The 22,320-nt window shown below is 62.3% G+C and carries 31 protein-coding genes; 2 read left to right on the forward strand and 29 right to left on the reverse strand.

Annotated elements, in window-relative coordinates; genetic code table 11:
- Nucleotides 1-38: 38 nt before the first annotated feature.
- From P7V53_RS23770 to P7V53_RS23895, 26 genes are all read right to left on the reverse strand, one after another.
- Complete coding sequence (locus tag P7V53_RS23770) at nt 39-428, reverse strand: nuclear transport factor 2 family protein (RefSeq protein ID WP_280151971.1); 390 nt, start codon at nt 426-428, stop codon at nt 39-41.
- Between the two features lie 105 nt (nt 429-533).
- Nucleotides 534-938: a hypothetical protein gene (locus tag P7V53_RS23775; protein WP_280151972.1), complete on the reverse strand. Its 405-nt coding sequence runs from the start codon at nt 936-938 to the stop codon at nt 534-536.
- A gap of 83 nt (nt 939-1,021) precedes the next feature.
- Entirely contained in the window at nt 1,022-1,531 is a 510-nt protein-coding gene (locus P7V53_RS23780; RefSeq protein ID WP_280151973.1) for a hypothetical protein, read from the reverse strand.
- Nucleotides 1,532-1,626: 95 nt separating this feature from the next.
- Nucleotides 1,627-1,935, reverse strand: coding sequence for a hypothetical protein (locus P7V53_RS23785; protein ID WP_280151974.1), 309 nt, complete (start codon nt 1,933-1,935; stop codon nt 1,627-1,629).
- An 88-nt stretch (nt 1,936-2,023) separates the two neighbouring features.
- Nucleotides 2,024-2,365, reverse strand: coding sequence for a hypothetical protein (locus tag P7V53_RS23790; RefSeq protein WP_280151975.1), 342 nt, complete (start codon nt 2,363-2,365; stop codon nt 2,024-2,026).
- Between the two features lie 571 nt (nt 2,366-2,936).
- Nucleotides 2,937-3,593 carry a hypothetical protein gene (locus P7V53_RS23795; RefSeq protein WP_280151976.1) on the reverse strand — a complete coding sequence of 219 codons (657 nt, stop codon included), beginning with the start codon at nt 3,591-3,593 and terminating at the stop codon, nt 2,937-2,939.
- An 85-nt stretch (nt 3,594-3,678) separates the two neighbouring features.
- The gene (locus P7V53_RS23800; protein ID WP_280151977.1) at nt 3,679-4,101 is read right to left on the reverse strand and encodes a contact-dependent growth inhibition system immunity protein; all 423 of its coding nucleotides are present in this window, start codon (nt 4,099-4,101) and stop codon (nt 3,679-3,681) included.
- 71 nt (nt 4,102-4,172) lie between these two features.
- Complete coding sequence (locus P7V53_RS23805; protein ID WP_280151978.1) at nt 4,173-4,637, reverse strand: hypothetical protein; 465 nt, start codon at nt 4,635-4,637, stop codon at nt 4,173-4,175.
- Nucleotides 4,638-4,717: 80 nt separating this feature from the next.
- Nucleotides 4,718-5,137: a RidA family protein gene (locus P7V53_RS23810; protein WP_280151979.1), complete on the reverse strand. Its 420-nt coding sequence runs from the start codon at nt 5,135-5,137 to the stop codon at nt 4,718-4,720.
- Between the two features lie 58 nt (nt 5,138-5,195).
- Nucleotides 5,196-5,495, reverse strand: coding sequence for a hypothetical protein (locus P7V53_RS23815; RefSeq protein ID WP_280151980.1), 300 nt, complete (start codon nt 5,493-5,495; stop codon nt 5,196-5,198).
- 78 nt (nt 5,496-5,573) lie between these two features.
- Complete coding sequence (locus P7V53_RS23820; RefSeq protein ID WP_280151981.1) at nt 5,574-6,011, reverse strand: hypothetical protein; 438 nt, start codon at nt 6,009-6,011, stop codon at nt 5,574-5,576.
- 91 nt (nt 6,012-6,102) lie between these two features.
- Entirely contained in the window at nt 6,103-6,447 is a 345-nt protein-coding gene (locus P7V53_RS23825; protein ID WP_280151982.1) for a ribonuclease E inhibitor RraB, read from the reverse strand.
- Nucleotides 6,448-6,545: 98 nt separating this feature from the next.
- Nucleotides 6,546-6,794 carry a hypothetical protein gene (locus P7V53_RS23830; protein WP_280151983.1) on the reverse strand — a complete coding sequence of 83 codons (249 nt, stop codon included), beginning with the start codon at nt 6,792-6,794 and terminating at the stop codon, nt 6,546-6,548.
- Between the two features lie 84 nt (nt 6,795-6,878).
- Nucleotides 6,879-7,259, reverse strand: coding sequence for a hypothetical protein (locus tag P7V53_RS23835; RefSeq protein ID WP_280151984.1), 381 nt, complete (start codon nt 7,257-7,259; stop codon nt 6,879-6,881).
- Between the two features lie 2,011 nt (nt 7,260-9,270).
- Nucleotides 9,271-9,528, reverse strand: a complete 258-nt coding sequence (locus P7V53_RS23840) for a hypothetical protein (RefSeq protein WP_280151985.1) — start codon at nt 9,526-9,528, stop codon at nt 9,271-9,273.
- Nucleotides 9,529-9,611: 83 nt separating this feature from the next.
- Nucleotides 9,612-9,887 carry a hypothetical protein gene (locus P7V53_RS23845; RefSeq protein ID WP_280151986.1) on the reverse strand — a complete coding sequence of 92 codons (276 nt, stop codon included), beginning with the start codon at nt 9,885-9,887 and terminating at the stop codon, nt 9,612-9,614.
- Between the two features lie 130 nt (nt 9,888-10,017).
- The gene (locus P7V53_RS23850; RefSeq protein ID WP_280151987.1) at nt 10,018-10,398 is read right to left on the reverse strand and encodes a hypothetical protein; all 381 of its coding nucleotides are present in this window, start codon (nt 10,396-10,398) and stop codon (nt 10,018-10,020) included.
- A gap of 491 nt (nt 10,399-10,889) precedes the next feature.
- A complete protein-coding gene (locus P7V53_RS23855) occupies nt 10,890-11,327 on the reverse strand; it encodes a hypothetical protein (protein WP_280151988.1) in 438 nt (145 codons plus the stop codon).
- Between the two features lie 101 nt (nt 11,328-11,428).
- Nucleotides 11,429-11,818: a nuclear transport factor 2 family protein gene (locus P7V53_RS23860; protein ID WP_280151989.1), complete on the reverse strand. Its 390-nt coding sequence runs from the start codon at nt 11,816-11,818 to the stop codon at nt 11,429-11,431.
- Between the two features lie 105 nt (nt 11,819-11,923).
- Nucleotides 11,924-12,328 (reverse strand): hypothetical protein, encoded by a 405-nt coding sequence (locus tag P7V53_RS23865; RefSeq protein WP_280151990.1) that lies wholly within the window; start codon nt 12,326-12,328, stop codon nt 11,924-11,926.
- Between the two features lie 77 nt (nt 12,329-12,405).
- The gene (locus tag P7V53_RS23870) at nt 12,406-12,810 is read right to left on the reverse strand and encodes a hypothetical protein (RefSeq protein WP_280151991.1); all 405 of its coding nucleotides are present in this window, start codon (nt 12,808-12,810) and stop codon (nt 12,406-12,408) included.
- A 910-nt stretch (nt 12,811-13,720) separates the two neighbouring features.
- The gene (locus P7V53_RS23875; protein ID WP_280151992.1) at nt 13,721-13,984 is read right to left on the reverse strand and encodes a hypothetical protein; all 264 of its coding nucleotides are present in this window, start codon (nt 13,982-13,984) and stop codon (nt 13,721-13,723) included.
- A gap of 82 nt (nt 13,985-14,066) precedes the next feature.
- The gene (locus P7V53_RS23880; protein ID WP_280151993.1) at nt 14,067-14,456 is read right to left on the reverse strand and encodes a hypothetical protein; all 390 of its coding nucleotides are present in this window, start codon (nt 14,454-14,456) and stop codon (nt 14,067-14,069) included.
- 474 nt (nt 14,457-14,930) lie between these two features.
- Nucleotides 14,931-15,437, reverse strand: coding sequence for a GNAT family N-acetyltransferase (locus tag P7V53_RS23885; protein ID WP_280151994.1), 507 nt, complete (start codon nt 15,435-15,437; stop codon nt 14,931-14,933).
- 56 nt (nt 15,438-15,493) lie between these two features.
- Nucleotides 15,494-15,754 carry a hypothetical protein gene (locus P7V53_RS23890; RefSeq protein ID WP_280151995.1) on the reverse strand — a complete coding sequence of 87 codons (261 nt, stop codon included), beginning with the start codon at nt 15,752-15,754 and terminating at the stop codon, nt 15,494-15,496.
- Between the two features lie 167 nt (nt 15,755-15,921).
- The gene (locus P7V53_RS23895) at nt 15,922-16,227 is read right to left on the reverse strand and encodes a hypothetical protein (RefSeq protein ID WP_280151996.1); all 306 of its coding nucleotides are present in this window, start codon (nt 16,225-16,227) and stop codon (nt 15,922-15,924) included.
- 141 nt (nt 16,228-16,368) lie between these two features.
- Between P7V53_RS23895 and P7V53_RS23900 the strand changes: the two genes are divergently transcribed.
- Nucleotides 16,369-17,409, forward strand: a complete 1,041-nt coding sequence (locus tag P7V53_RS23900) for an integron integrase (protein WP_280151997.1) — start codon at nt 16,369-16,371, stop codon at nt 17,407-17,409.
- A gap of 321 nt (nt 17,410-17,730) precedes the next feature.
- Here P7V53_RS23900 and P7V53_RS23905 read toward each other — a convergent pair whose 3' ends face one another.
- The 3 genes from P7V53_RS23905 to P7V53_RS23915 form a co-directional block, all read right to left on the reverse strand.
- A complete protein-coding gene (locus tag P7V53_RS23905; RefSeq protein ID WP_280151998.1) occupies nt 17,731-19,068 on the reverse strand; it encodes an NAD(P)-binding domain-containing protein in 1,338 nt (445 codons plus the stop codon).
- Entirely contained in the window at nt 19,065-19,640 is a 576-nt protein-coding gene (locus P7V53_RS23910; RefSeq protein WP_280151999.1) for an OsmC family protein, read from the reverse strand. The genes P7V53_RS23905 and P7V53_RS23910 overlap by 4 nt, the downstream gene beginning before the upstream one ends.
- Before the next feature lie 113 nt (nt 19,641-19,753).
- Nucleotides 19,754-20,608 (reverse strand): alpha/beta hydrolase, encoded by an 855-nt coding sequence (locus P7V53_RS23915; protein ID WP_280152000.1) that lies wholly within the window; start codon nt 20,606-20,608, stop codon nt 19,754-19,756.
- A 185-nt stretch (nt 20,609-20,793) separates the two neighbouring features.
- On the opposite strand from P7V53_RS23915, the gene cysK reads away from it, so the two are divergent.
- Nucleotides 20,794-22,311 (forward strand): cysteine synthase A, encoded by a 1,518-nt coding sequence (gene cysK, locus P7V53_RS23920; protein WP_280152001.1) that lies wholly within the window; start codon nt 20,794-20,796, stop codon nt 22,309-22,311.
- Nucleotides 22,312-22,320 lie beyond the last annotated feature (9 nt).

Below are 22,320 nucleotides of genomic sequence, written 5' to 3' on the forward strand. Positions count from 1 at the left end.
GACGTCCGCTCGATGGAAGGGTTGGGCGTCTGCATGAGCTACTGATTCGCCTGCAGCATGGCAGCCATCTTCTGATGGATCAGGTTGACTGCCTTGAGAGGCCGAATCAGTACCTTGAACTCGACAATCTTGCCTTCGTCGTCCCACTTGATCATGTCGACGCCGTTGACGCTGATGCCATCAATCTCAACCTGGAACTCCAGCACTGCGTCTCGAGGGCCTGTGAGTTCTCGGACGTATTGGAAAGACTCGTTGAAGAACACGTGGAAGGCAGCGGAGAGGTACTGGAGAGTAATCGTCTTGCCGACTTGCGGTGTGTGAACCACCGGCGAGTGGAAGACGACTTCGTCTGCGAGAAGTGAGCTGAGGCCTTTCGTGCTTCGGGTGCGCACGAGATCGTGCCAGGTATTGAGCGTGGCGTGAGTCATCGATGGCCTCCAAAAGCTGGCGCGTTCATAGACGCCTAACGTTTGACATGAGCGGCATGTGGAACCGGGCGAAGCCCGCTGGAACATGTCCGCTCGATGGAAGGGTTAGGCCGCTGCTTCACTGTGCGGCTCTATTCCCTCGGACCTGAGCGCGGCGAGGATAGCTTGCTCAAGTTTCGAACCGATATCTGGCCGGGCGGCACCTTTGAAGCGCTGCTTCAGTGATAGCTGCTGCTTGACGAAGATGAGCCACGCGATGGCTTTGCCCTTGTAGCCCTCGCCTTCCTCGGCTTGCGAGCCGCATCCGATCATGAACTCAGCATCACCGTCGATGTACTCGATAAACCAGCCCCAGTCCTCTCCGAGCGGATAGCTCGTTGGAACGCCCTGGCGCATGAGAGATTGAGACAACCAAACGGACAACTCGAAGCCATATGCCCCCGGATTGCCCTGACAGTCCTCAGGCAGGTACGGAAGGAACTTCGCGGACTCGAACTCGAAGCGCTGCATAAGAGGCCTAACGTTGACATGAGCGGCATGTGAAAGCGGGCGAAGCCCGCTGGAACATGTCCGCTCGATGGAAGGGTTAGGCGTCATTCTGCACGCATGGTAAGCACCTCAGCTCCCTCTTCCGAGGAGATACGCATCTCGTTGAAGGCGCTCGCGTAGCTTGACACGATGCTACGCAGAGCCCGCACGGCATTCTCAGAGAAGCGGAACCCGCCGAACACGACGATGGTGGGCCAGCGAGTCGAGAAGGAGTCCTCGTTCACCCAATAGTCGCCTTCGCCGAAGGCGTCCGCGCGACCTTGCCCAACCAGCGCAGTACACACCTCCGCGTATGCCTCAGACTGAAGGCCTTCGAACGGATTGGTTAGCGCGCGAACCCGAGCGTTGTACACATGGAGAAATCGAGCGACCTGCCCGCGAGACAGATTTGCCACGGTAGCTTGCTCAGCGAGCAAGTCAGGCCCGAAGCTCTCGTTGACCTCCGCGGCACCGTCGAGCCATGGGCACTCAGCCTGCAGCGCTGCAGCGAACTCGAAATGCAAGCCCGCATCTTGGACCGCAGCCAGAATGAGTTGGTCGCGATGAACGCTCATGACGCCTAACGTTTGACATAAGCGGCGCTTTCGAGGCGGCGAAGCCGGCTCGAAGACATCCGCTCGATGGAAGGGTTAGGCGCCATTCTCACAGCTCAGCGACTTGCTTTGCCCTTCTGAGGCGGACGTCCGTGATCCTGCCCGTTCCATGCTGCGTCGCGAAGCCACATGCTGGCCATCAATACGCCTAGGGTAACGACCGCCCCGCACCCAAGCAGCCGATACCAGTAGCCGAGTTCAGAGGCGGGGCCCCGCACGACACCATAGCCCAGACCCCGCATCATCTGGTAATAGGGTTCCGGTACTTCCGGGTAGATTGAGATCAGGTAGATCGGCACCACGAAGAATGTGAGTGCAAAGCAGAGAAGAAGCCAGCCTCGAAAGAGGAGTAGAAGCGTCTTCATGGCGCCTAACGTTTGACATGAGCGGCGACTGGAAGCGTGCGAAGCACGCAGGAAGGCGTCCGCTCGATGGAAGAGTTAGGCCGCAATCTCACTCCGCCCGCGGCCGTCGAATTGATACCGATACTCGCCCCACGTTCGGCTCGATATAGAGCCCATCTTCGCCGCGCTGCAGGGTGATGACGTCGCCCAGTGACTCGGGACGTTGATACCAGCCCGATGCCATGAACCTCTTTGTGAGTTCGGCGGTCGCGTTGGTCTTGCCGTGACATGTGACGAGCAGCGCCTTCTTGGTGATTGCATTACAGGCAATGTCGCCACGCTGAAGACCGATGGCCTCAAAGGCATCCGAAAGCTCCTGCTTGAAGGACTCGCCAATTGGCCCAAGCGTCGGGGGTGGCGGCTCTCGCAGCCAGATTGGCATGAAGATCAAGACGAGCGCTCCGGACAGGAACGCAAAGAGCAGCTTCCACTCCCTTGGATATGCTCCCATGCTCACCTTGCGGCCTAACGTTTGACATGAGCGGCGGCTGGAAGCAAGCGAAGCTTGCTGGAAGACGTCCGCTCGATGGAAGGGTTAGGCGGTGATGGCGCCATGGATGATGCGACCGCGACCAAGCTCTTCCCTTCCTCCATTTGCATGCCCGCAAGTGTGCGTGAGCCGCAGGCCACCAGACAAGCACAGATGTCGTTGCCGACACGCACCGGGCGTGGCAGGCAAACCCTACCCGCACTCAGCGGCACGAACAGCGATGGCGATTCAGCGCTACGCATACGGCGCTCGGATGCTACTGGCACTCACCACCGCATGAGCCCCGGCGAAGCAAGCCCAAGCGTGCGCTGGCTGCCGAAGGACAGACAGCCCACGCAGACGCTGAACGGACGGCCCCTCGCAACGCTCAACGCCACGCTGAACTGGCGCCTAACGTTTGACATGAGCGGCAGCTGGAAGCGGGCGAAGCCCGCTGGAAGACTGTCCGCTCGATGGAAAGGTTGGGCATCGCCTATCTCGTCTTCGTCTGATCAGCACGAGAGATGAGTTGTTTCGCAAGGTCCACGGCGTACTCCGTGGGAGGTCTCTCCAGCTTGGAAAAATCCAGCTCATCAGAGAAGGTGATCCTTGCTAGCTGCTCAAAGGTGAGTGCGGACGTGTCTGAGATCAACAGCAGCACATCGGCGCGGCTGTCATGGAACGCGGCCATCTTCATGTTGTAGCGATAGAGGGAAACAAACAGTTGAACCAAGAAAAGTAACAACACGATCACGCCAATCCGGGTACTGAGAACTGACAAAAGTATTTCGTTCGACACGGCTGGTCGAACTGTCGCTATCAGGCGATCACTTTCCTCGCGAAGCCAGGATCTATATTCGACGAGCAGAGCCTTAGTGCTTTCGGGTGTCTTTGAAGCACGGATTGCGTCGGCAAGCGCTCGTTCGACGTCGTAGCTACCTCGAGTCATGTATGCATCGGATGCGCTTTCCCTCGCAACTGAGTCGGCGTGAACGAATACAGCGACACCGGCAATTAGAGTTGCCACGATCGCGACTAGAACGAGGCGTCCCGCCAACCGTAGCTTTTGGGCGCGTTTGCGGTTGGAGGCAATCAGTTCGGAACGTACGTCGTCCCACGCGCGATGTTCGGGTTGAATCGGATTCTCCATGGGCAGTCGCGACGCCTAACGTTTGACATGAGCGGCGCTTTCCAGGCGGCGAAGCCGGCTGGAAAGCGTCCGCTCGATGGAAGGGTTAGGCGTCGCCTTTCGCGAGATGCGCATTCAGTTCCTTCAGTAGCTTCTGTTCGGACCCCAGCGGTGCCTCTTTCTCGGTGAGCTCCGCACTTGCACGGCGGGCTACCTCTAGAAGGCGTGCGTGGGACTCAGGGTGCTGGAGCCGATACTTCTTTGGCACGTCGAACAGTGCAAGCAGTAGGTCTCCTGGATAGTAGTCGCCTTCGATGAGTGGTTTCGCCTCCAAGAAGGCGAGTGCAAGTGGAACAAGATGATTGGTGCCAATGTCTTGACCGATGAGGAGCCTGCAGTCTCCGGCTGACAGGTTTGCCAGCGGCTTTTTGCGCAGTGCGTGACACCGCAAGACCATGGGAGAACTGCCTGAGGGTGCGGGAGGCCAGGGATGGGCCTCAAGCTGTTCCAGCGTGCGCGAGGTATTCATCGACGCCTAGCCTTTGACATGAGCGGCGGCTGGAGGCAAGCTTGCCGGAAGACGTCCGCTCGATGGAAGGGTTAGAGCGCACCGTGGCCCCGCGCGGCTGTGTATGCCGCAGAAACGCTCTGGCCGACACGACCCAGCAGCGCGACCTTCACCGTTGACCCGCGAACGCGAACTACCGTGCGACGACCAAGCAACTGTGCACTCTCTTCCACTGACTCCACTTGCGACCAAGGAATGTGTACCTCGGAGCTGAGAAAGCGAAAGGGAAAGAAGACGGACATAGACAGACCCGTACGGCCCACGGTGAAGAACAAGCAGCTTGCGTAGTTGACAGGGAACCACGACAAGGCGCCAATGCTTGCCGATGCAAAGCGAAACCGCTCCCCTTCAACCACGCCCGATGCAGGGAAGCGCTGGGCAAGAGAACGCCAACCCGACACGTGAGCGAGCAGGCCGCACACGAAGAACCAGCCCCCGACAAATAGCGGGACGAACCAATGGGGCTGCATGTACGCGGGCATGTCGGCATGCTGCATTTCGTGCGCTCTAACGTTTGACATGAGCGGCGACCGGAAGCAAGCGAAGCTTGCTGGAGGGCGTCCGCTCGATGGAAGGGTTAGGCCGCACTGCCGGAACTCGCGGCTGACGGGGCAGACTTGACAGCGACTGCTTCAACCTCGAGCAGGAAGTCTGGACTGACCAACTGCGGCACGAAGACCGCAGTGGAAGCCGGACGATGTTCGCCGAAGTGTCGCTGGCGAATCTCGCGCATGATTCGAACGTCTGTCCCCGGCATCAGGAACGAGGTGAGCTTGACCACCGCCTCCATGCCGAGGCCATGGGCTGCAAGGCAAGAGCGAATGTTCTCAAAGACAACCTCCGCTTGCTCCGCGAATGAAGTCGGCAGTGACCCGTCCGGGCGCATGCCAACCTGCCCCGAGATGAATAAGAGCTCCGTTCCTGACGGAACGGTGACCGTGTGCGAATAGGAGCCCACCGGTGCGTGGACATTGCTGGGGTTCACAAACTTGGCCATGGGGCAACCTCACTGTCCGTTCGAACCGCGTCATGCGCCAGACGGGATCTTGTGCGGCCTAACGTTTGACATGAGCGGCGGCTTCCAGGCGGCGAAGCGGCTGGAAGACGTCCGCTCGATGGAAAGGTTGGGCGTCGAGCGGCGCCAAATGGGATTGCAGGACATGCAAGTCTTTCCCGTTGGAGGTTTCAAGGTGGTAAAGAGGCTCGGGCATAACTGCGACCAACGAGATGAGTTCACCGATCTCGCCTTCATGAGGGCCAGCGATCACGCGAACTGACTGGCACATGCGAAATGCCGTACCCTGGACTCCCTCACCAAGGACCCAGCGGTTCTGCGTATCGATGTCGATGCTCATAAGGACGCCTAACGTTTGACATGAGCGGCGACCAACAGATGGCGAAGCCAGCTGTTGGTTGTCCGCTCGATGGAAGGGTTAGGCGCCATTCTTCTTGGCCGACCGTTCAATGGCAACCGGTTTCGCCCGGACGCCAAGCGCGTGTGGCCGGATCTCAACCTCTGCCCCGACCTTTGATGCCGCGAGCTTGAGGCCGGCGAGGTTCTGCATCTCCCCGCTCGTGGCGTCTTTGGGCGCCAACACGACAACGACCGGACGCAGCGTCTTGCTGGCATTGGGTGCAGCCGCGAGCGCCTGCCCTGACTCAATGAAGTCTTGGTAGTTGTTGAACTTCTTGTAGAGCGCCTTGACCGCCTGGCGGGTGTTGACGCGATCCTCTTCGAGCAAAACCAACAGTTGAAGCTGCGACGTGTTGGGGTTGAGCTCAACAAGGTCGACTTGATCAAGCCGGTCCAAACTGCCGGCGCACGCGATGCGACCCCATAAGAGGATGCAGACAAGGACAAGTGTTCGCATACTCAACCTCGGCCATGGGGCCTAACGTTTGACATGAGCGGCGGCTGGAAGCAAGCGAAGCTTGCTGGAAGACGTCCGCTCGATGGAAGGGTTAGGCGCGTCGTTGGATAACACAACCCCACCCATCGTATTCGAGTGAGAACAACTCCGCCAGGCAAGCCATCAGGGCGGACACCGAGCACAGCACTCCCTGGGTGATGGGCATATGTACCGATACAACTACCCGAAATGCGTCGCCGCCTTCTTCAACTCTCGGACTGCCGTATCTGTTATCCGTCACGAACGATGCCACTGCTTCGGCCGTCGTTTTCTCCTTGGCAATCACGACGAAGTCAACGTCTCTGGGAACAGCGAAGTCATCGCCAAGCTCATCGTTCTTGATGAGAAGCTGCGTATCCTCGTACGCAGTAGACAGGAGCGTCTCAACGATGTGCATGAACGCCTACCGTTTAACATGAGCGGCGGCTGGAGGCAAGCGAAGCTTGCCGGAAGACGTCCGCTCGATGGAAGGGTTAGGCCGCAGGGCGTCGTTGCTCATAGGGTCTCATAGCCTTCCGGCCATGAGTCTTGGTCAATTTCGAGTTCGTTGAGGTAAAAACCCTCTGCCACTCCCGGTGCAGAAGGGTCCGCCATTTGGACCAAGTCGCGGAAGCCTGGCAGGTTCCGGAAACGCTCCACCGCAGCCAACGCGCCCTCACGGGTCGAGTACACCCCGAGCATCTTTACGTCCACCTCGTCGCCGTTGACGAGGTGGAGGTGCTGGAGCACAAAGATGTGGCTCATCTGCGGACTAACGTTTGACATGAGCGGCGTCTTCCAGACGGCGAAGCCGGCTGGAAGACGTCCGCTCGATGGAAGGGTTAGGCGTCATTGTGCAAACCATAGCCGAACGAGAGCAAGCGCCAACGCGAACAAGTACCCGTACGCGAATCGATCGATGCGAAAGAGCGCTTGCCCGCGCCGTGCGCGCCACGCACCAATGAAACACATGAGTAGGCCGACACCTATCGGCGTGACAAGCATGTTCACGATGCGCCAAGGCTTAGCAGCGACAAGATGCGCCGGGAAGACAAGCAAGCTTATCCCGCCAACGATTGCCCCAAGCAATGCGTAGCCCATGGCTGCAAGCCACGGATTCGGCTCCCTGCGGAACGGTTCCGCGAGTGAGTGAAGTCCGATCTCGAATAGAAGCTCAGCGACCGCTTGAAGGAAGAACTCCCCGAGGATTTCGAACAGCGCCTCAAGCATCAGGCTTGGTCTTGACGCCTAACGTTTGACATGAGCGGCGGCTGGAAGCAAGCGAAGCTTGCTGGAAGACGTCCGCTCGATGGAAGGGTTAGGCCTCATTCGCCGAAGGCCTTGCAACGACAAAGTGCGGACTCGCCTCAAACTCCTTGACTCGATCTGACAAGTGCACGTGATCGTACGTTGCGCCCATACGCTCCATCTCCGCTGCACATGACTCAAGGAATGCAGCCACTTTGCGCAGCTCCTCGGGCGTGGCACAGAGCGTGATCTCTGCAAGTGCGGCAGGGACCACCTTCTCTGGTGGAAGGCCTTCGTCTTGATAGCCGTATAGCTTCATCTGTACTCGCCTCGTTTTGGCTGACGCATGCACTGCTCAGTCGGTCATCTTCACTGGTCCCTACTTGCGCCGCCAACGCTCTTCGTTTGCCATGAGGCCTAACGTTTGACATGAGCGGCGACCAACAGATGGCGAAGCCAGCTGTTGGTTGTCCGCTCGATGGAAGGGTTAGGCGTCGCAGCGCTACGCAGCAAAGGACTCAGCATGAGACTCACAGTTTCCCTTGACCTTTGGATGACCGGGCCAGCGATATCAGAAGACCTCCCACAAACCCAAGTGCGATTAGGCCAGCTTCCACCAGAAGCGGCTCCGGTTCGGGCGCCATCCAATGGACTAGAGCCGCCAAGCACAGCCCTACTAAGACGCCTACAAATGCCTCAGGGACTAGCATAAGTTCAAGAAGGTCCACCGCCGGTTCCCGACGCCTAACGTTTGACATGAGCGGCGTTCCACAGGCGGCGAAGCCGGCTGTGGAACGTCCGCTCGATGGAAGGGTTAGGCCGCACTTGCTGCACCTCGCCAGGCTACCTTGACGTACCGGAAATTGCGTCTGCGAGACGCTCCGCGTCTCCAAGACTCTCACCGGGCAAACACATGCTCAGTTTGCCTCCGAGCACTCCTGCCACCTTGGCGAACGTTACGACTTCACCGTCCACAGCAACTGCCAACATGGAGCCCATGTTCCTTTCGCTCCAGTCCTTCAATTTGCGCGCTCCGTAGTCGTTAAAGTGAACCATGACAGATGCATCTTCCGGCCCCAAGCCAGCTTCACAGTCCCAGCTGGCGCGTGCACCGACTATCTCAGCCTCAGTTAATAGGGGAGTTGTCGAAACCCAAACGCTGGAGTTGCGCTCCCCTCGGCGCCTCATCTGTTGCATTTCAGGACCAGCCGAGTCGCTTGCCGGAGCCACGAGCAAGCGGACCTGAGACCTTCGATGGGTTGGTATGTAGTTCGGTCTGGCTTCCTTGAACACCTTGGCGAGTTGGTCAAGCCGTGCCCAGGCTTCAACGGGAACATCCAATCTCCAGCACCCAGACGACCTTCCAGCAGAAAACGTGCGCTGTTGGACCGATTCGCCAGCCGATGTTTTGGCCAGGTAGCGAAGGGTGACTTCCGTACCCAAGTGCGGGTCAGTCCGGGTGCTCACCACCGAGATGTCGGCGACCGACACCTTAGCGCCCTGCCGCTGTCCCGCCGCGAGATACTGACCAACAAACTCTGTGTCGGTAAGCGTCCGCACCCGCGGGAGGTTTGACTCGGGCGAAAACAGCCGATCACGGAAAGCGGCAGACATAGGCGAGTATCTGTCGTCCAGCAGCTGCTCCAACCGTGTCCTGAAGCGACTGAGTGACTTCGGGTCGAGTACGCTGACCGAACTTCGAGGCTCGTTCACGGCCAACTGCACAAAGGTACGCGCTGCGTCTTCCGGACTTGCAAAGCACGACGCTGCAGGCGTGACCTCAGCCGCTACGAGGCTGATGATCGTCGCTGCGGTCCGGATCAGGATTGTTGTTGGATAACGCGACATGACTGTTCCCGTGCGGCCTAACGTTTGACATGAGCGGCGGCTTGACCGACGCGAAGCGGCGGGCAAGACGTCCGCTCGATGGAAGGGTTAGGCGCCGGCCGCGCGTACGACTTTGCCAAGAACGCCGACGCCACTCGTTGTGTACTCATTTGAACCCGCACGCGAGCACTTGAGCGCCTCCGTTATAGCGGTACTCCGCTTTCCAGTAGTGCGAGTCGTTGATCTCCGCGAACTCGACGCCCGCCGCAGCAGTGTGCTTGCTGTTGAACGGATGTCGCAGTATCACCAAGAGGCTGCATTTCGGCGGCCAGGACGATACCTCGGCAACTTCGTTTCCCGCCGCGAGTTCCGCTTCGAGGATGGCCTGCAGTGGACTCGGCATTGCTGGAGCGCTGTTGCTCATAGGCGCCTAACGTTTGACATGAGCGGCGACCAACAGATGGCGAAGCCAGCTGTTGGTTGTCCGCTCGATGGAAGGGTTAGGCGTCATCGCGCGCTCCAACGGGGTGCGAGTGTGTGAGCTGGTTCCAGCGCAAGCCCGACGACCACCACCACTCCGACAAGCACAAGAGCTGCGATGCGGTTGCTCTTCGGACCGCGAATAGCCAAGACAACGCCGGCAAGTACGGACGAGCCGAGCACGCCCAACAGCACGAAGCCAAGCAGTGCTTCGATGACATCCGAGATACCAAATGGCTCGTTCGGGGCGATGTAGAGATGCGTATAAACGAATGCTCTGAAGCAAATAGCCACGACAAACATGGCTGCGCACAGAACGGCCAAGATGCGCGTGAATCGGATACCAGACATGCCTTGTGACGCCTAACGTTTGACATGAGCGGCGACCAACAGATGGCGAAGCCAGCTGTTGGTTGTCCGCTCGATGGAAGGGTTAGGCCTCATTTTCGCGAGCGAGGCCCAGTATTGCCGTGACCTCGCACTCGGCAACCTTCCTTGCACCCTCCATGAAGAAGCCGCGCGTACCAACCGCAATGCGCTGCTTATGGAACGTCTTTCGCTCCGGGTTGACGATGAACATTAGCGCCTGACCCTCAGCTGGGACCTCGCCTTCTGGATGTACCAAGCCACATGCATCGATGAACTCAGGCCAAACCATACTGATTCCATCGCGCTGCGGGTCATCGCCCTCGTACATGAAGTCCCATCGAACATGCTGTCGAGGTGGCATCGCACGCCCGCCTTCCGACAGCGCGAGAAATCGGTAGCGAACCTCGAACGCTGGGTTGCCGCCCGCACGGCTATACGGTTCCATGAGGCCTAACGTTTGACATGAGCGGCGGCAAAACAGCGCAGCTGTTTTGACGTCCGCTCGATGGAAGGGTTAGGCAGTGATGGCGCCACAGACGATGCGACCGCGACCAAGCTCTTCCCTTCCTCCATTTGCATGCCCGCAAGTGTGCGTGAGCCGCAGGCCACCAGGCAAGCACAGATGTCGCTGCCGACACGCACCGGCCGTGGCAGGCAAACCCTACCCGCACTCAGCGGCATGAACAGCGATGGCGATTCAGCGCTACGCATGCAGCGCTCGGATGCTACTGGCACTCACCACCGCATGAGCCCCGGCAAAGCAAGCCCAAGCGTGCGCTGGCTGCCGAAGGACAGACAGCCCACGCAGACGCTGAACGGACGGCCCCTCGCAACGCTCAACGCCACGCTGAACTGGCGCCTAACGTTTGACATGAGCGGCGTTCCACAGACGGCGAAGCCGGCTGTGGAACGTCCGCTCGATGGAAGGGTTAGGCGTCATCGCTCAACACTCGTTCGGACGCCAGCAAGGACTTCCTCGATCTTTGACGCGAGGTGCTCCAGGCGCGGATGCACCCAAGCTTTATCAGTAGCGAGGCCGCCGCCCATGCCCCCCGGTACGCTGGAACCGTGGGGCTGGCGTTCGAAGTACACCCGAGCACCCTCAGGTTCCTCCCATTCCATCGCATCCAGCTCAGCCAGAAGGCTCGAAAGGCCTGACTCTCCACACTGCACAAGACTTGCCGGCACAACGACATAGATTTGGCCGCCATAGTCGCCCTCGAGCACAACTACACCATCGGAATGCAACTGAGCCTCAGCCAGGGATTTGAGAGCGGCGTACCCGCTACCACTCGCTTCCGCGATGAGACTGCGCAGCGCACTTTCGCTCTCGGTGAGGAGCTCTCGCGATTCTGGTTTGTTCTTGTGGCTCATAGGGTTGCTGACGCCTAACGTTTGACATGAGCGGCGGCTTGACAGCCGCGAAGCGGCTGGCAAGACGTCCGCTCGATGGAAGGGTTAGGCGTCTGCATGAGCTACTGATTCGCCTGCAGCATGGCAGCCATCTTCTGATGGATTAGGTTGACTGCCTTGAGAGGCCGAATCAGTACCTTGAACTCGACAATCTTGCCTTCGTCGTCCCACTTGATCATGTCGACGCCGTTGACGCTGATGCCATCAATCTCAACCTGGAACTCCAGCACTGCGTCTCGAGGACCTGTGAGTTCTCGGACGTATTGGAAAGACTCGTTGAAGAACACGTGGAAGGCAGCGGAGAGGTACTGGAGAGTAATCGTCTTGCCGACTTGCGGTGTGTGAACCACCGGCGAGTGGAAGACGACTTCGTCTGCGAGCAGTGAGCTGAGGCCTTTTGTGCTTCGGGTGCGCACGAGATCGTGCCAGGTATTGACCGTGGCGTGAGTCATTGATGGCCTCCAAAAGCTGGCGCGTTCATAGACGCCTAACGTTTGACATGAGCGGCATGTGGAACCGGGCGAAGCCCGCTGGAACATGTCCGCTCGATGGAAGGGTTAGGCCGCTGCTTCACTGTGCGGCTCTATTCCCTCGGACCTGAGCGCGGCGAGGATAGCTTGCTCAAGTTTCGAACCGATATCTGGCCGGGCGGCACCTTTGAAGCGCTGCTTCAGTGATAGCTGCTGCTTGACGAAGATGTGCCACGCGATGGCTTTGCCCTTGTAGCCCTCGCCTTCCTCGGCTTGCGAGCCGCATCCGATCATGAACTCAGCATCACCTTCGATGTACTCGATAAACCAGCCCCAGTCCTCTCCGAGCGGATAGCTCGTTGGAACGCCCTGGCGCATGAGAGATTGAGACAACCAAACGGACAACTCGAAGCCATATGCCCCCGGATTGCCCTGACAGTCCTCAGGCAGGTACGGAAGGAACTTCGCGGACTCGAACTCGAAGCGCTGCATAAGACGCCTAACGTTTGACATGAGCGGCATGTGAAAGCGGGCGAAGCCCGCTGGAACATGTCCGCTCGATGGAAGGGTTAGGCAGCATTAGAGGCTCCCTGCCTGGATACACCCAGGACACGATTGAACTCTTCCGCCTTCGGCAACTGGTAAAGGGTATGGGCCTTGTGGTCGAGCTTCACGACCCAGCCATCCGTGGAGTAAAGCCATCTACCTCCACCAACCTTGGCCTCCACATCGATCAAATACCGAAACTGCTCGATCGGAATATCGGCGCTTGCCTTGCCTGTATCACGCTTGGCGAGCCACTGAGAATTGAAGGTTGCAAGTTCAGCGGCTCCTATGACGATCTGGACTTGTCGGTGCTCGAGGTCGGATACCACAGCGCGAGCGGCTCGACGGTCTGCAACATCAGCGGGAGCCTTCTCACACCCCAGGAGCAACGCGATACACGCCAAGAGCAACGCGGCAACGGCTTTCATGCGGCCTAACGTTTGACTTGAGCGGCGCCCAACAGCGCAGCTGTTGGGCGTCCGCTCGAAGGAAGGGTTAGGCGGGTGAACGAAGGCAAGGCCTTAGCACGCGACGCCCGCCCCGACGGCACCCACCTCCAAACAGCTTCGACCCTCACGGCTCGACCGTGGCAGGCCTTGTTCACCGATGCTACGGTGCCAGTGCAAACCCGGGTCAGCTGCACGGCGCAGTGCGCCGAGGCCAACGCGCTGCTCCCCGACCAAGCCACACCGCACTTCCCTCGACCGGCCACCGACGTGCGACCGCACCTGCTGATACGACTCAAGCCATGGGCACGGAACTCAGATGATCGATTGCAGGCAGCCAACATATCCGGTGAGGGGCCTAACGTTTGACATGAGCGGCGGCAAAACAGCGCAGCTGTTTTGACGTCCGCTCGATGGAAGGGTTAGGCCGTGCGGCGAAGTAGACGACCGCTGCCAGAGCACCACCGTGAACCCGCAAAAACTCATGCATGACGCAAGTGTGCTCGACTTGGAACTCCGTAGGCAATGCCGGCAGCGACGATCTCGGTCGCGCAGCACGCAGCCAAGCTTGTAGTGGCCGCCAACCGTTGCCAGAACCTGCTTGCTCAGCGATAGCCGTGCGCTGGCCGCCGAAGGACGGACAGCCCACGCCAACGGCGGATGGGAACCTCTTCATTGCGTGCACACCGTGCGCCGGCTGCCGAAGGACAGACGGCCCGTGCCAACCGTGAACAGCAAGCCGTTCCGCTCAGCGCCAACGCTTCGTCTCACGCGGCGAGGCCTAACGTTTGACATGAGCGGCGGCTTGACCGACGCGAAGCGGCGGCTTGACCGACGCGAAGCGGCGGGCAAGACGTCCGCTCGATGGAAGGGTTAGGCAGCATACGGAGGCTCAACGCTTGCCGCCAGTGCCGATGTACAAGCACCAGCTGATGAACGCCATAGGGACGGCGAACAACGCCCAGGCGAGAGATTCGCCGTCCAGCTTCACGAGCGCAAGCACAACCGCGGCCGCAGCAACGATGGCTGATACGGCTCGATAGAGGATGGCGTCGAGCAATGACAGGCCTGGGCGCGCGGCCTCTGCTCTGCCGATGGCAGCAGGCTCCCTGGTTTCCTTGCGCGAGGGCTGGCGTTCGAAGCCGTTCTCGTTCATGTGCCTTGCTGCCTAACGTTTGACATGAGCGGCGGCTTGACCGACGCGAAGCGGCGGGCAAGACGTCCGCTCGATGGAACGGTTAGGCATTTCCGTCGCGCCGGTTGACGCGCTTTGGAAGACGTGCCGCAACGTTCTTGTTGGCATCTTCGGCAAGCGCTTGAAGCTCCCGCTCGCTCGGGAGGTGAAGATGATCGTAGATCAGATCGAGCAAGGCGACCATCGTCTTGCGAGCGAGATCAACCTCGCCGTCTGAGTACTGTCGGAACGCAAGTTCCACCTTCTCGTTAAGCAACTCTATGTAGTCGAAGGCATTGCGCCTTCGTGCGATGACAGGCAGGTATCGTCTAAGCGAAAGGTCGAAATGTTCGGACAACGACATGTCAAAGCCGAGCCCCTTGAAATCAGGAGCACCTAGCCAAACGGAAATTGCACCCTGAAAGAAGCGTCGTGAACCTTCTGCGGGTGTCATGGTGCGCCTAACGTTTGACTTGAGCGGCGGCTGGAAGCAGGCGAAGCCTGCTGGAAGACGTCCGCTCGAAGGAAGGGTTAGGCACGTAGTTCCTCAGCACGCGCGTTGACTGCCTCTTGATCTACGTACCTGCTGACTATGGGCCACTGGATCGCAAAGGACGAGAACCAGACTCCCAACGCAATGCAGACTCCCCCGACCAATGCAAGCAGGAGCAGTTCTCTGCGAACCAACGGGCCATCGAAGTACTTGAAGACCGTGAAGAACAGTAGCGCCCAGCCCAGTATGCCGAGCAGCCGTCCGGCCATTCGCCATTTCTCCAACGCGCGCCCTTCGCTTGCGAAGAACTTCGCGAGAGCCAGCACAACTTTGCGTTCTAGAGCATTCGAACTGGCCATAAGTGCCTAACGTTTGGCATGAGCGGCGACCAACAGATGGCGAAGCCAGCTGTTGGTTGTCCGCTCGATGGAAGCGTTATGCACCTGCGCCACCCAGGACTTTGCCAAGCGTATGGGAGCGCACCGTGTACCCCAGCTCTTCATACATTCGCAGCGCGGGTTCGTTGAACGCCCAAACGACAAGGCGAATCTCACTTGCCCTTTGCGCACCGGCCCATGCCTCGGCCTCCTGCATTAGAGCGCGGCCGATTCCCTTGCCTCGCGCCCATGTGGCGACACATACCGAATTGACCCTGGCGAATCTGACTGGCTGAAACAATGAATGTGTTTCGGTGATGCAGGCCAGCGTGACGAATCCAGCATTGCGGCCGTCAAGCTCGGCAACAAACGTGACGCGACCATCGCCTGTGATGCTCTCTTGCCAATGGGCGTCATCTCTGGAGGAACCCGACGCAGGCGCGAACACGGTCGGCCAAGCTTGATGGTGAAGCGCCGCCAGGTCCTCCGCCAGCTCACTTACCGCCGGGAGATCAGCGAGCGTTGCAACACGCAAGGTCGGACTAAGGTGCATAACGTTTGACATGAGCGGCGTGCTCTAGCGGGCGAAGCCCGCTGGAGCACGTCCGCTCGATGGAAGGGTTAGGCGCCGGGCGCTGCCAGTTCAGGCTTGTACCCGTGCGCCAACCACCACTGGAGATCAACAAAGGTCTCCTCATCCGAATCGTCGAAGCATATCCAACCTTCGCACGCCTTCGCCAAACGCTTGAGCTTCGCAACATGTTCAGCATTGAGGTCAAGTCGGCCAAACCTGAACGGCCCTTGGACAACGGCCTGCCAGAGTGAATGCTCGAGATTTTCAATCCATCCGGCGCGGTACGCAGCCTCGGAAAGCTCAGACATGTACTCCGCTAGCGCGAGCTGCGGCCCGTGGAGATCTCTCAGCATCGCTTTGAGGCGCCTAACGTTTGACATGAGCGGCGACCAACAGATGGCGAAGCCAGCTGTTGGTTGTCCGCTCGATGGAAGGGTTAGGCGCACCTGACCCTCGGAAAGTGCTGGAGCTACGCCTACGCGTCATCTTCTAGCTCCGGCGGAGCAAGCTTGCGCACCCACGCAGCACCGCCGTGGCTACGGGTTGCAATCCACCCTGGCTCAAGATCGGCAACTTCGATCACGGAAGGATCCAGCGCCACTATGTGAGACAAGCAGACAATCGCCGCTTGCTCTGCCTCGACTGTTTCGTTGTCGAGGAATTGCCAGCCGTGATCGTCTTCATCGTGAGATACCTGGAGGATTGAAGCCCTGCCCTCCAGCACTGTGCGGGAGACGATCGTTGCACAGTTCTCGGGTTGATCGAACGGCCAGTTCTCCATGGGGACTCGCGGTGTGTTGGGGGCGCCTAACTTGTAGTACGCATCATTTTGCGGCGTAACACCGACGCTTGATGAATAACACCGATCCCCTGTTTGAGGGAAAACGTCACGGTACAGCCCCTTCCGCTCGATACTGGATGGGTGCACAGTGATAACAGATCGGCCAAACCGTGCAGACCGCCTTTGGCGGGCACGCGCCTGCTCGACCAGGTCCGCGAGCGAATCCGCTACTTGCACTACAGCCTCCGGACGGAGCAGGCGTATGTTCGCTGGATCCGCCAATTCATTCGGGCCACTGGCTTGAGGCATCCGAGGGACTGCGGAGTACACGAGGTCGAAGCCTTCCTCAGCTCGCTGGCCAATGACCGGAAGGTCTCCGCCTCGACGCACCGGCAAGCCCTGCACGCGCTTCTGTTCCTTTACAAAGAAGTCCTCGACGTCGACTTGCCATGGCTGCAGGAGATCGGACGACCTCAAGCACGCAAGCGCATCCCCGTCGTGCCGTCGACTGACGAGGTGGCCCGCCTGCTGTCTCAACTTACCGGAGAGCTCGGTTTGCTGGGCCGCCTGTTGTATGGGACAGGCCTGCGCCTTTCCGAAGGACTCAGTCTTCGGGTCAAGGACCTGGACTTCGAGCGCCGCCTGATCGTCGTGCGGGAGGGCAAAGGCGGCAAGGATCGCGTCGTCATGATGCCCGGCTCGTTGCTGGTTGCCTTGCAAGCGCAACTGGATCGCGCGCGCGAGCTGTGGGACCGCGATAGAGCGGCCAATACCGCGGGCGTCTGGATGCCGGATTCGCTGGGACGCAAATATCCGCGTGCCGCCTACAGCTGGAACTGGTTCTGGGTGTTTCCTGCGCCGAAGGTGTCCACCGACCCGCGCACCGGTGTAATTCAGAGGCATCACTTGTTCGAGCAGCGGCTCCAGCGTGAGCTGAAGCGCGCCGTTTCAGCAAGTGGCATCGTCAAGCCTGTGACGGTGCACACGTTGCGGCACTCCTTCGCGACCCACCTGCTCCAACGCGGCACTGACATACGAACCGTCCAGAAGCTGCTCGGCCACAGCGATGTGAGCACGACGATGCTCTATACCCATGTGCTCGAGTTTGCCGGGGGCGGCGTCGCCAGTCCCTTGGACGACTTGGTCGTTGCATCCGCCGGTCCCCAGAGCAGACGCCCGTGACCGTCTGCTCATCGCCGCCCGGCGCCGGCGAGCCGTCACTCCCGACGGTCAGGCTCACCATCACATCGCTGACGTTTGCGTGGACAGTTCCGGAATGGGACTTGCGCCAGACTACCCGCGCATCTGCAAAAGATGGTGCTGTTCGCGGTCAACACGCGCTTGCGCGACAGCAATGTCTGCAGCCCATCTTGCTGTCCCAGCTGGACCGTCAGTTCCCGCCCAGCGAGCGCGGGACTCAACTTCGGTGGACGACCCGCTGCAATTCGTACGACTCATGAACCGCGTCGCGCAAAGCTGCGAATAAGCGTTCCAAGTCGGCATTCAGGCTGATTGAACCCAAGTGCGTTCCGGTGGATTCGCAAGAGCGTCCCTCCCCTCCACCAGCCGGACACTCTTTGGATCTCGAACGGTCGCCGGCTTCATCGCGCGCAGCTGTGCCACCAGGCGCAGGCTCAAGGCACGCACGTCGTCCTCGCAGCCCAGGATGAAACTCGACTGGCGCCGCCGCATGAACGGCAGGCCCAGCACGAACAGGCGGCTTGCGGCCACGACGCCCCGATCGTGGCGCAGCCCGCCGCGCTCGTCGAACACGGGTGCGTGCAGCCACGACAGCTCCGGACGGTAGCCGGTCGCCCACACCACGCTGCGGACATCGCCGCCCAGATCCAGCGCCAACCGCGGCGCCCGCGACGGCAATGTCGGTGCGAAGCGCTCGACCGGGCCGACGATCGGATCGAGCCCGCGAGACCGAGCGCGCGCGTCGATGCCATCGAGCAGGCGGTTCATCTTCAGATCGGCCAGGGCGCACACATTGCGCAGCGAGCCGGAGAACTGTGCCTTGCCATCTCGCACGCCGACCAGTCGGCCGACCACCTCGACACCTTGTGCCCGCAGCGTGTTCAGGTCGAGGGTCGATCGCTGCGGCGTGCCCATCAGCTGCGGTGAAGGCAGCCGACGTGCGCGATCCGGCTCGGCTTCGTCCTCGATGCGCTGCTCCAGCAGGCCGGTGACGTGCATCCACCAGTGGATGTCGCGACCTCGGTAGAGGCGCGGCAGCCGCACATGCTCGCCGACCGCGAGCGTCACCGGCCGGCCGCTGGCGTGGATCTCGCGAGCCAGCTGCAGCCCGGTGGCCGAAGCGCCGACGACGAGCACGCCGCCGTGGGGCAGTTCCTCCGGGCGGCGGTAGCGGGCCGCGCTGACGCCGTGCAACCCCGGCGGCATCTGCGCGGCCACGCGGGGCAGCACCGGCTCGCCGAACGCGCCGCTGGCGATGACGAGGGCCCGGCACTGCCACGTGCCGTCGTCGGTCTGGACGCGGTAGCCGTCGCCGTGCGGCCACGCCGCGTGCACCGGCGTATGGGCACGCACCGGCGCCGCCAGGTGGGCCGCGTAGCCGGCGATGAAGTCGGCCATCTGCGCGGCCGTCATGAAGCCGTCCGGGTCGGCGCCGGCGTAGTGCCAGCCCGGCAGGCGCGTCATCCAGTTCGGCGTCAGCAGCCGCATCGAATCCCAGCGCTGCGTGAGCCAACGGTCGGCCACGGCGCCGCGTTCGAGCACGACGTGGTCGACGCCGTGTGCGGACAGCGCGGCGCTCATCGCCAGGCCGTTGTGGCCGGCACCGACCACGACCACGTCGATGGCGCGCGCCGGCGTCATGACGCCTTGCTCGCAGTGACCGCGACGTCGGTCGGGTTGGTCACGATGTCGAACACCGCCGAGCGCTTCTGCGACTGGGCGACGAGCGCCTCGATCTGCGCCGGCGTCGCGTCGGCGTCGATGTCGTAGTGCACGCGGATCGCTTCGAAGCCGTTGCGCACGTCGCCGACGCCGAGGATGCCGCGCAGGTCCATGTCGGCTTCGAGCGTGGCGCGCACCGAGCGCAGCGCAATGTTGCGGTTCTGCGCGACCGCGGCGATGCCGGCGCTCAGGCAGCCCGCCAGGCCGACGAGCACCATCTCGACCGGCGTCGCGCCGTGGTCGGCGGCGGCGAAGATCTCCGGATGGTCGGTGTCGAAGCTGAATGCGCGACGGTGCTTCTGCTCGGCGCCCAGGCCGTGGAAGCCTTCGACGGTGGCGCGGCTGTGCGTGCCGCGTTGCCATTCGCTGGTCGCACGCCATTGGAAGCGTGCGGCCGCCGGCTGTGCCGTCAGCGCCTCGCGGGCGCCGAGCAGCGCGGCGACGTTGACGCCGTTGTCGATCGCAGGGGTCATGGTGGAGGTCGTGGTCATGTCAAGGTCCTCGGTTCAAGGTGGAAGGAAAGTGCCCGCCGTGGACGCCCGGCGGGCGAGGCGTTGCGCGCGGCCCACCGGCCTTGGCGCGCGAGATGGCGGAGGGCCGACGCTCAGGCCAGCGCTTCGGCCGCCTGCGCCCCGGCCGGCACGCCGACGCCCAGGAAGCGCAGCAGCCGTTCGTTGACGCGCGCCGGGTCGGTCAGTGGGCCCATGTGGCCGATCCCCGGGATGGCCTCGTGGGCCGCTTGCGGCAGCAGCTCGCGCATCAGCAGCGCCAGCACGTGTGCCGTCGCGATCGTCCGCGTGCCGTGCAGCACGAGCACCGGCATCGACAGGCGTCGGCCGGCGGTGCCGGGCAGGGGCTCGCCGATGAGCGTGTCGAAGTGCGCCAGCGTGGTCGCGATGCGGGCCGCGATCGCGCGCTGCTGCTCCGGGCCCATGCGCCGCCAGCTGCCGGCGCCTGACCAGTAGTCGACGAAGCCCTCGCTCGCCTCGGCCAGGTCGCCGGCGGCGATGAGCCGCCGAAGTTGCTGCGCCACCGCGACGATCTCGCGCGCCGCCGCCGACCCCGGTGCCCGCTCGGCCAGCAGGCTGAACACGGCCGGCTCGTACAGCGCGAGGCTGTGGACGCGGCTCGGATGCGTCGCCGCGAGGTGCAGCGCGACCGCGCCGCCGTAGGAATGGCCGACCACGTGGCCGCCGCCGGCGCGTTCGAGCACCTCCAGCGCCAGGCGTGCGTCGTCGTGCAGGGACAGCGGACGCGAACCCGACCATGCCGGGCGGCGGCCGTGGCCGTGCAGGTCGAGGGCATGCACCTCGTGAGTGGCCTGCAGCGCGCGGGACAGCAGGTCCCATTGGCGCGAGGACGACCCGCTGGCGTGCAGCAGCACCAGGGTCGGGCGCGTCGAGACGGAAGTCGGGGCCGGGTGCGTGACCGGCGTCGGGTGGGGCATCGGTGCGTTCATGGCAGCGTCCTGTGGGTCGAGGGCTGCACTGTGCAAACCGACCCGTTCCGCACCCGTTCCTCCATCCGGCGGTGGATCACGTCGAGGTGTCGTCGCAGCGGGGGAACGCGGGCGGAACGCCCTCCCGCGCATGGTGCAGGGACCTCGGGCTCCCGGCCCGGGCCCACCCCACCCAAGGAGATCACATGGCTCGCTACGCCAACATCCTCGAGACGATCGGCCGCACGCCGCTCGTGCGCCTCAACAAGCTCGCGCCCGCGGGCGTCCACGTCCACGTCAAGGTGGAATCGTTCAATCCGCTCGGCTCGGTGAAGGACCGCCTGGCCCTGGCCGTCATCGAGGACGCCGAGCGGCGCGGCACGCTGCGCCCCGGCCAGACGGTGGTCGAGGCCACCAGCGGCAACACCGGCATCGGCCTGGCGATGGTCTGCGCGCAGAAGGGCTACCCGCTGGTGCTGACGATGGCCGAGAACTTCAGCATCGAGCGGCGCCGGCTGCTGCGCTTCCTCGGCGCGAAGGTCGTGCTGACGCCGGCCGCGGACAAGGGCACCGGCATGCTCGACAAGGCCGTCGCACTGGCCCGTGCGCACGGCTGGTTCCTGTGCCGGCAGTTCGAGAACGAGGCCAATGCCGACATGCACACGCGCACCACGGGGCGCGAGATCCTCGACGACCTCGCGGGCGAACGCATCCACGCGTTCGTGTCCGGCTTCGGCACCGGCGGCACGCTGCTCGGCGTCGCACGTGCGCTCAAGGCGCGCGACGCCGCCGTGCGCGTCGTCGCCGCCGAGCCCGACAACGCGCCGGTCCTGGCCAGCGGCATCGCGCAGCCGCGGGGTGCCGACGGCGCGCCCAGCGCCAGCCACCCGCAGTTCCGCCCGCACCTGATGCAAGGCTGGGCGCCGGACTTCATCGCGCCGCTGACCGGCACGGCCGTGCACGAAGGCCTCGTTGACGAGATCGTGCCGGTCAGCGGACGCGAGGCGATCCGCCTGGCCCGCGCGCTGGCCACGCAGGAAGGCATCTTCGTCGGCACTTCCAGCGGCGCCACGCTGGCTGCGGCGCTCGACGTCGCGCGCCGGGCCCCCGCGGGAAGCCACATCGTCTGCATGCTGCCCGACACCGGCGAGCGCTACCTGTCGACACCGCTGTTCGACGGCATCGGCGTGGACATGGACGACGAGGAACTGCAGCTGTCGCGTTCGACGCCGGGCCAGCGCTTCGACCAGGTCGCTGTACGCGCGCCCTCGGCCCCCACCGCGCCGGCACGCGCGGAGCCCCCCGCGATGCCCGCCGCGCCGCTCGACGTCGAGGCCGACACGTTCGCCGCACGCGCGATCGAACGCAACCCGGTCGTGATGTTCGCGCTGGAGTGGTGCGAGTTCTGCTGGGCGGTGCGCAAGCTGTTCGCCCACCTGGGAATCGCCTACCGCGGCGTGGACCTGGACAGCGTCGCGCTGCAGCAGCAGGACCTCGGCACGCGGCTGCGGCCCGTGCTGCGGCAGCGCACCGGCGCGGCGACGATCCCGCAGATCTGGATCGGCGGCACGCACGTCGGCGGCGCGACCGACCTGTTCGACGCCCTGCGCGACGGGCGGGCGCAGCGGCTGCTCGCCGAGGCCGGCGTGACCTTCGACGCCGGTGCCCGCGTCGATCCGTATGAGTTCCTGCCGCGCTGGCTGCATCCGCGCGCAGCGGCCTGATCGACGGAG

This window comes from Piscinibacter sp. XHJ-5 (assembly GCF_029855045.1).
GTDB lineage: Bacteria > Pseudomonadota > Gammaproteobacteria > Burkholderiales > Burkholderiaceae_C > Albitalea.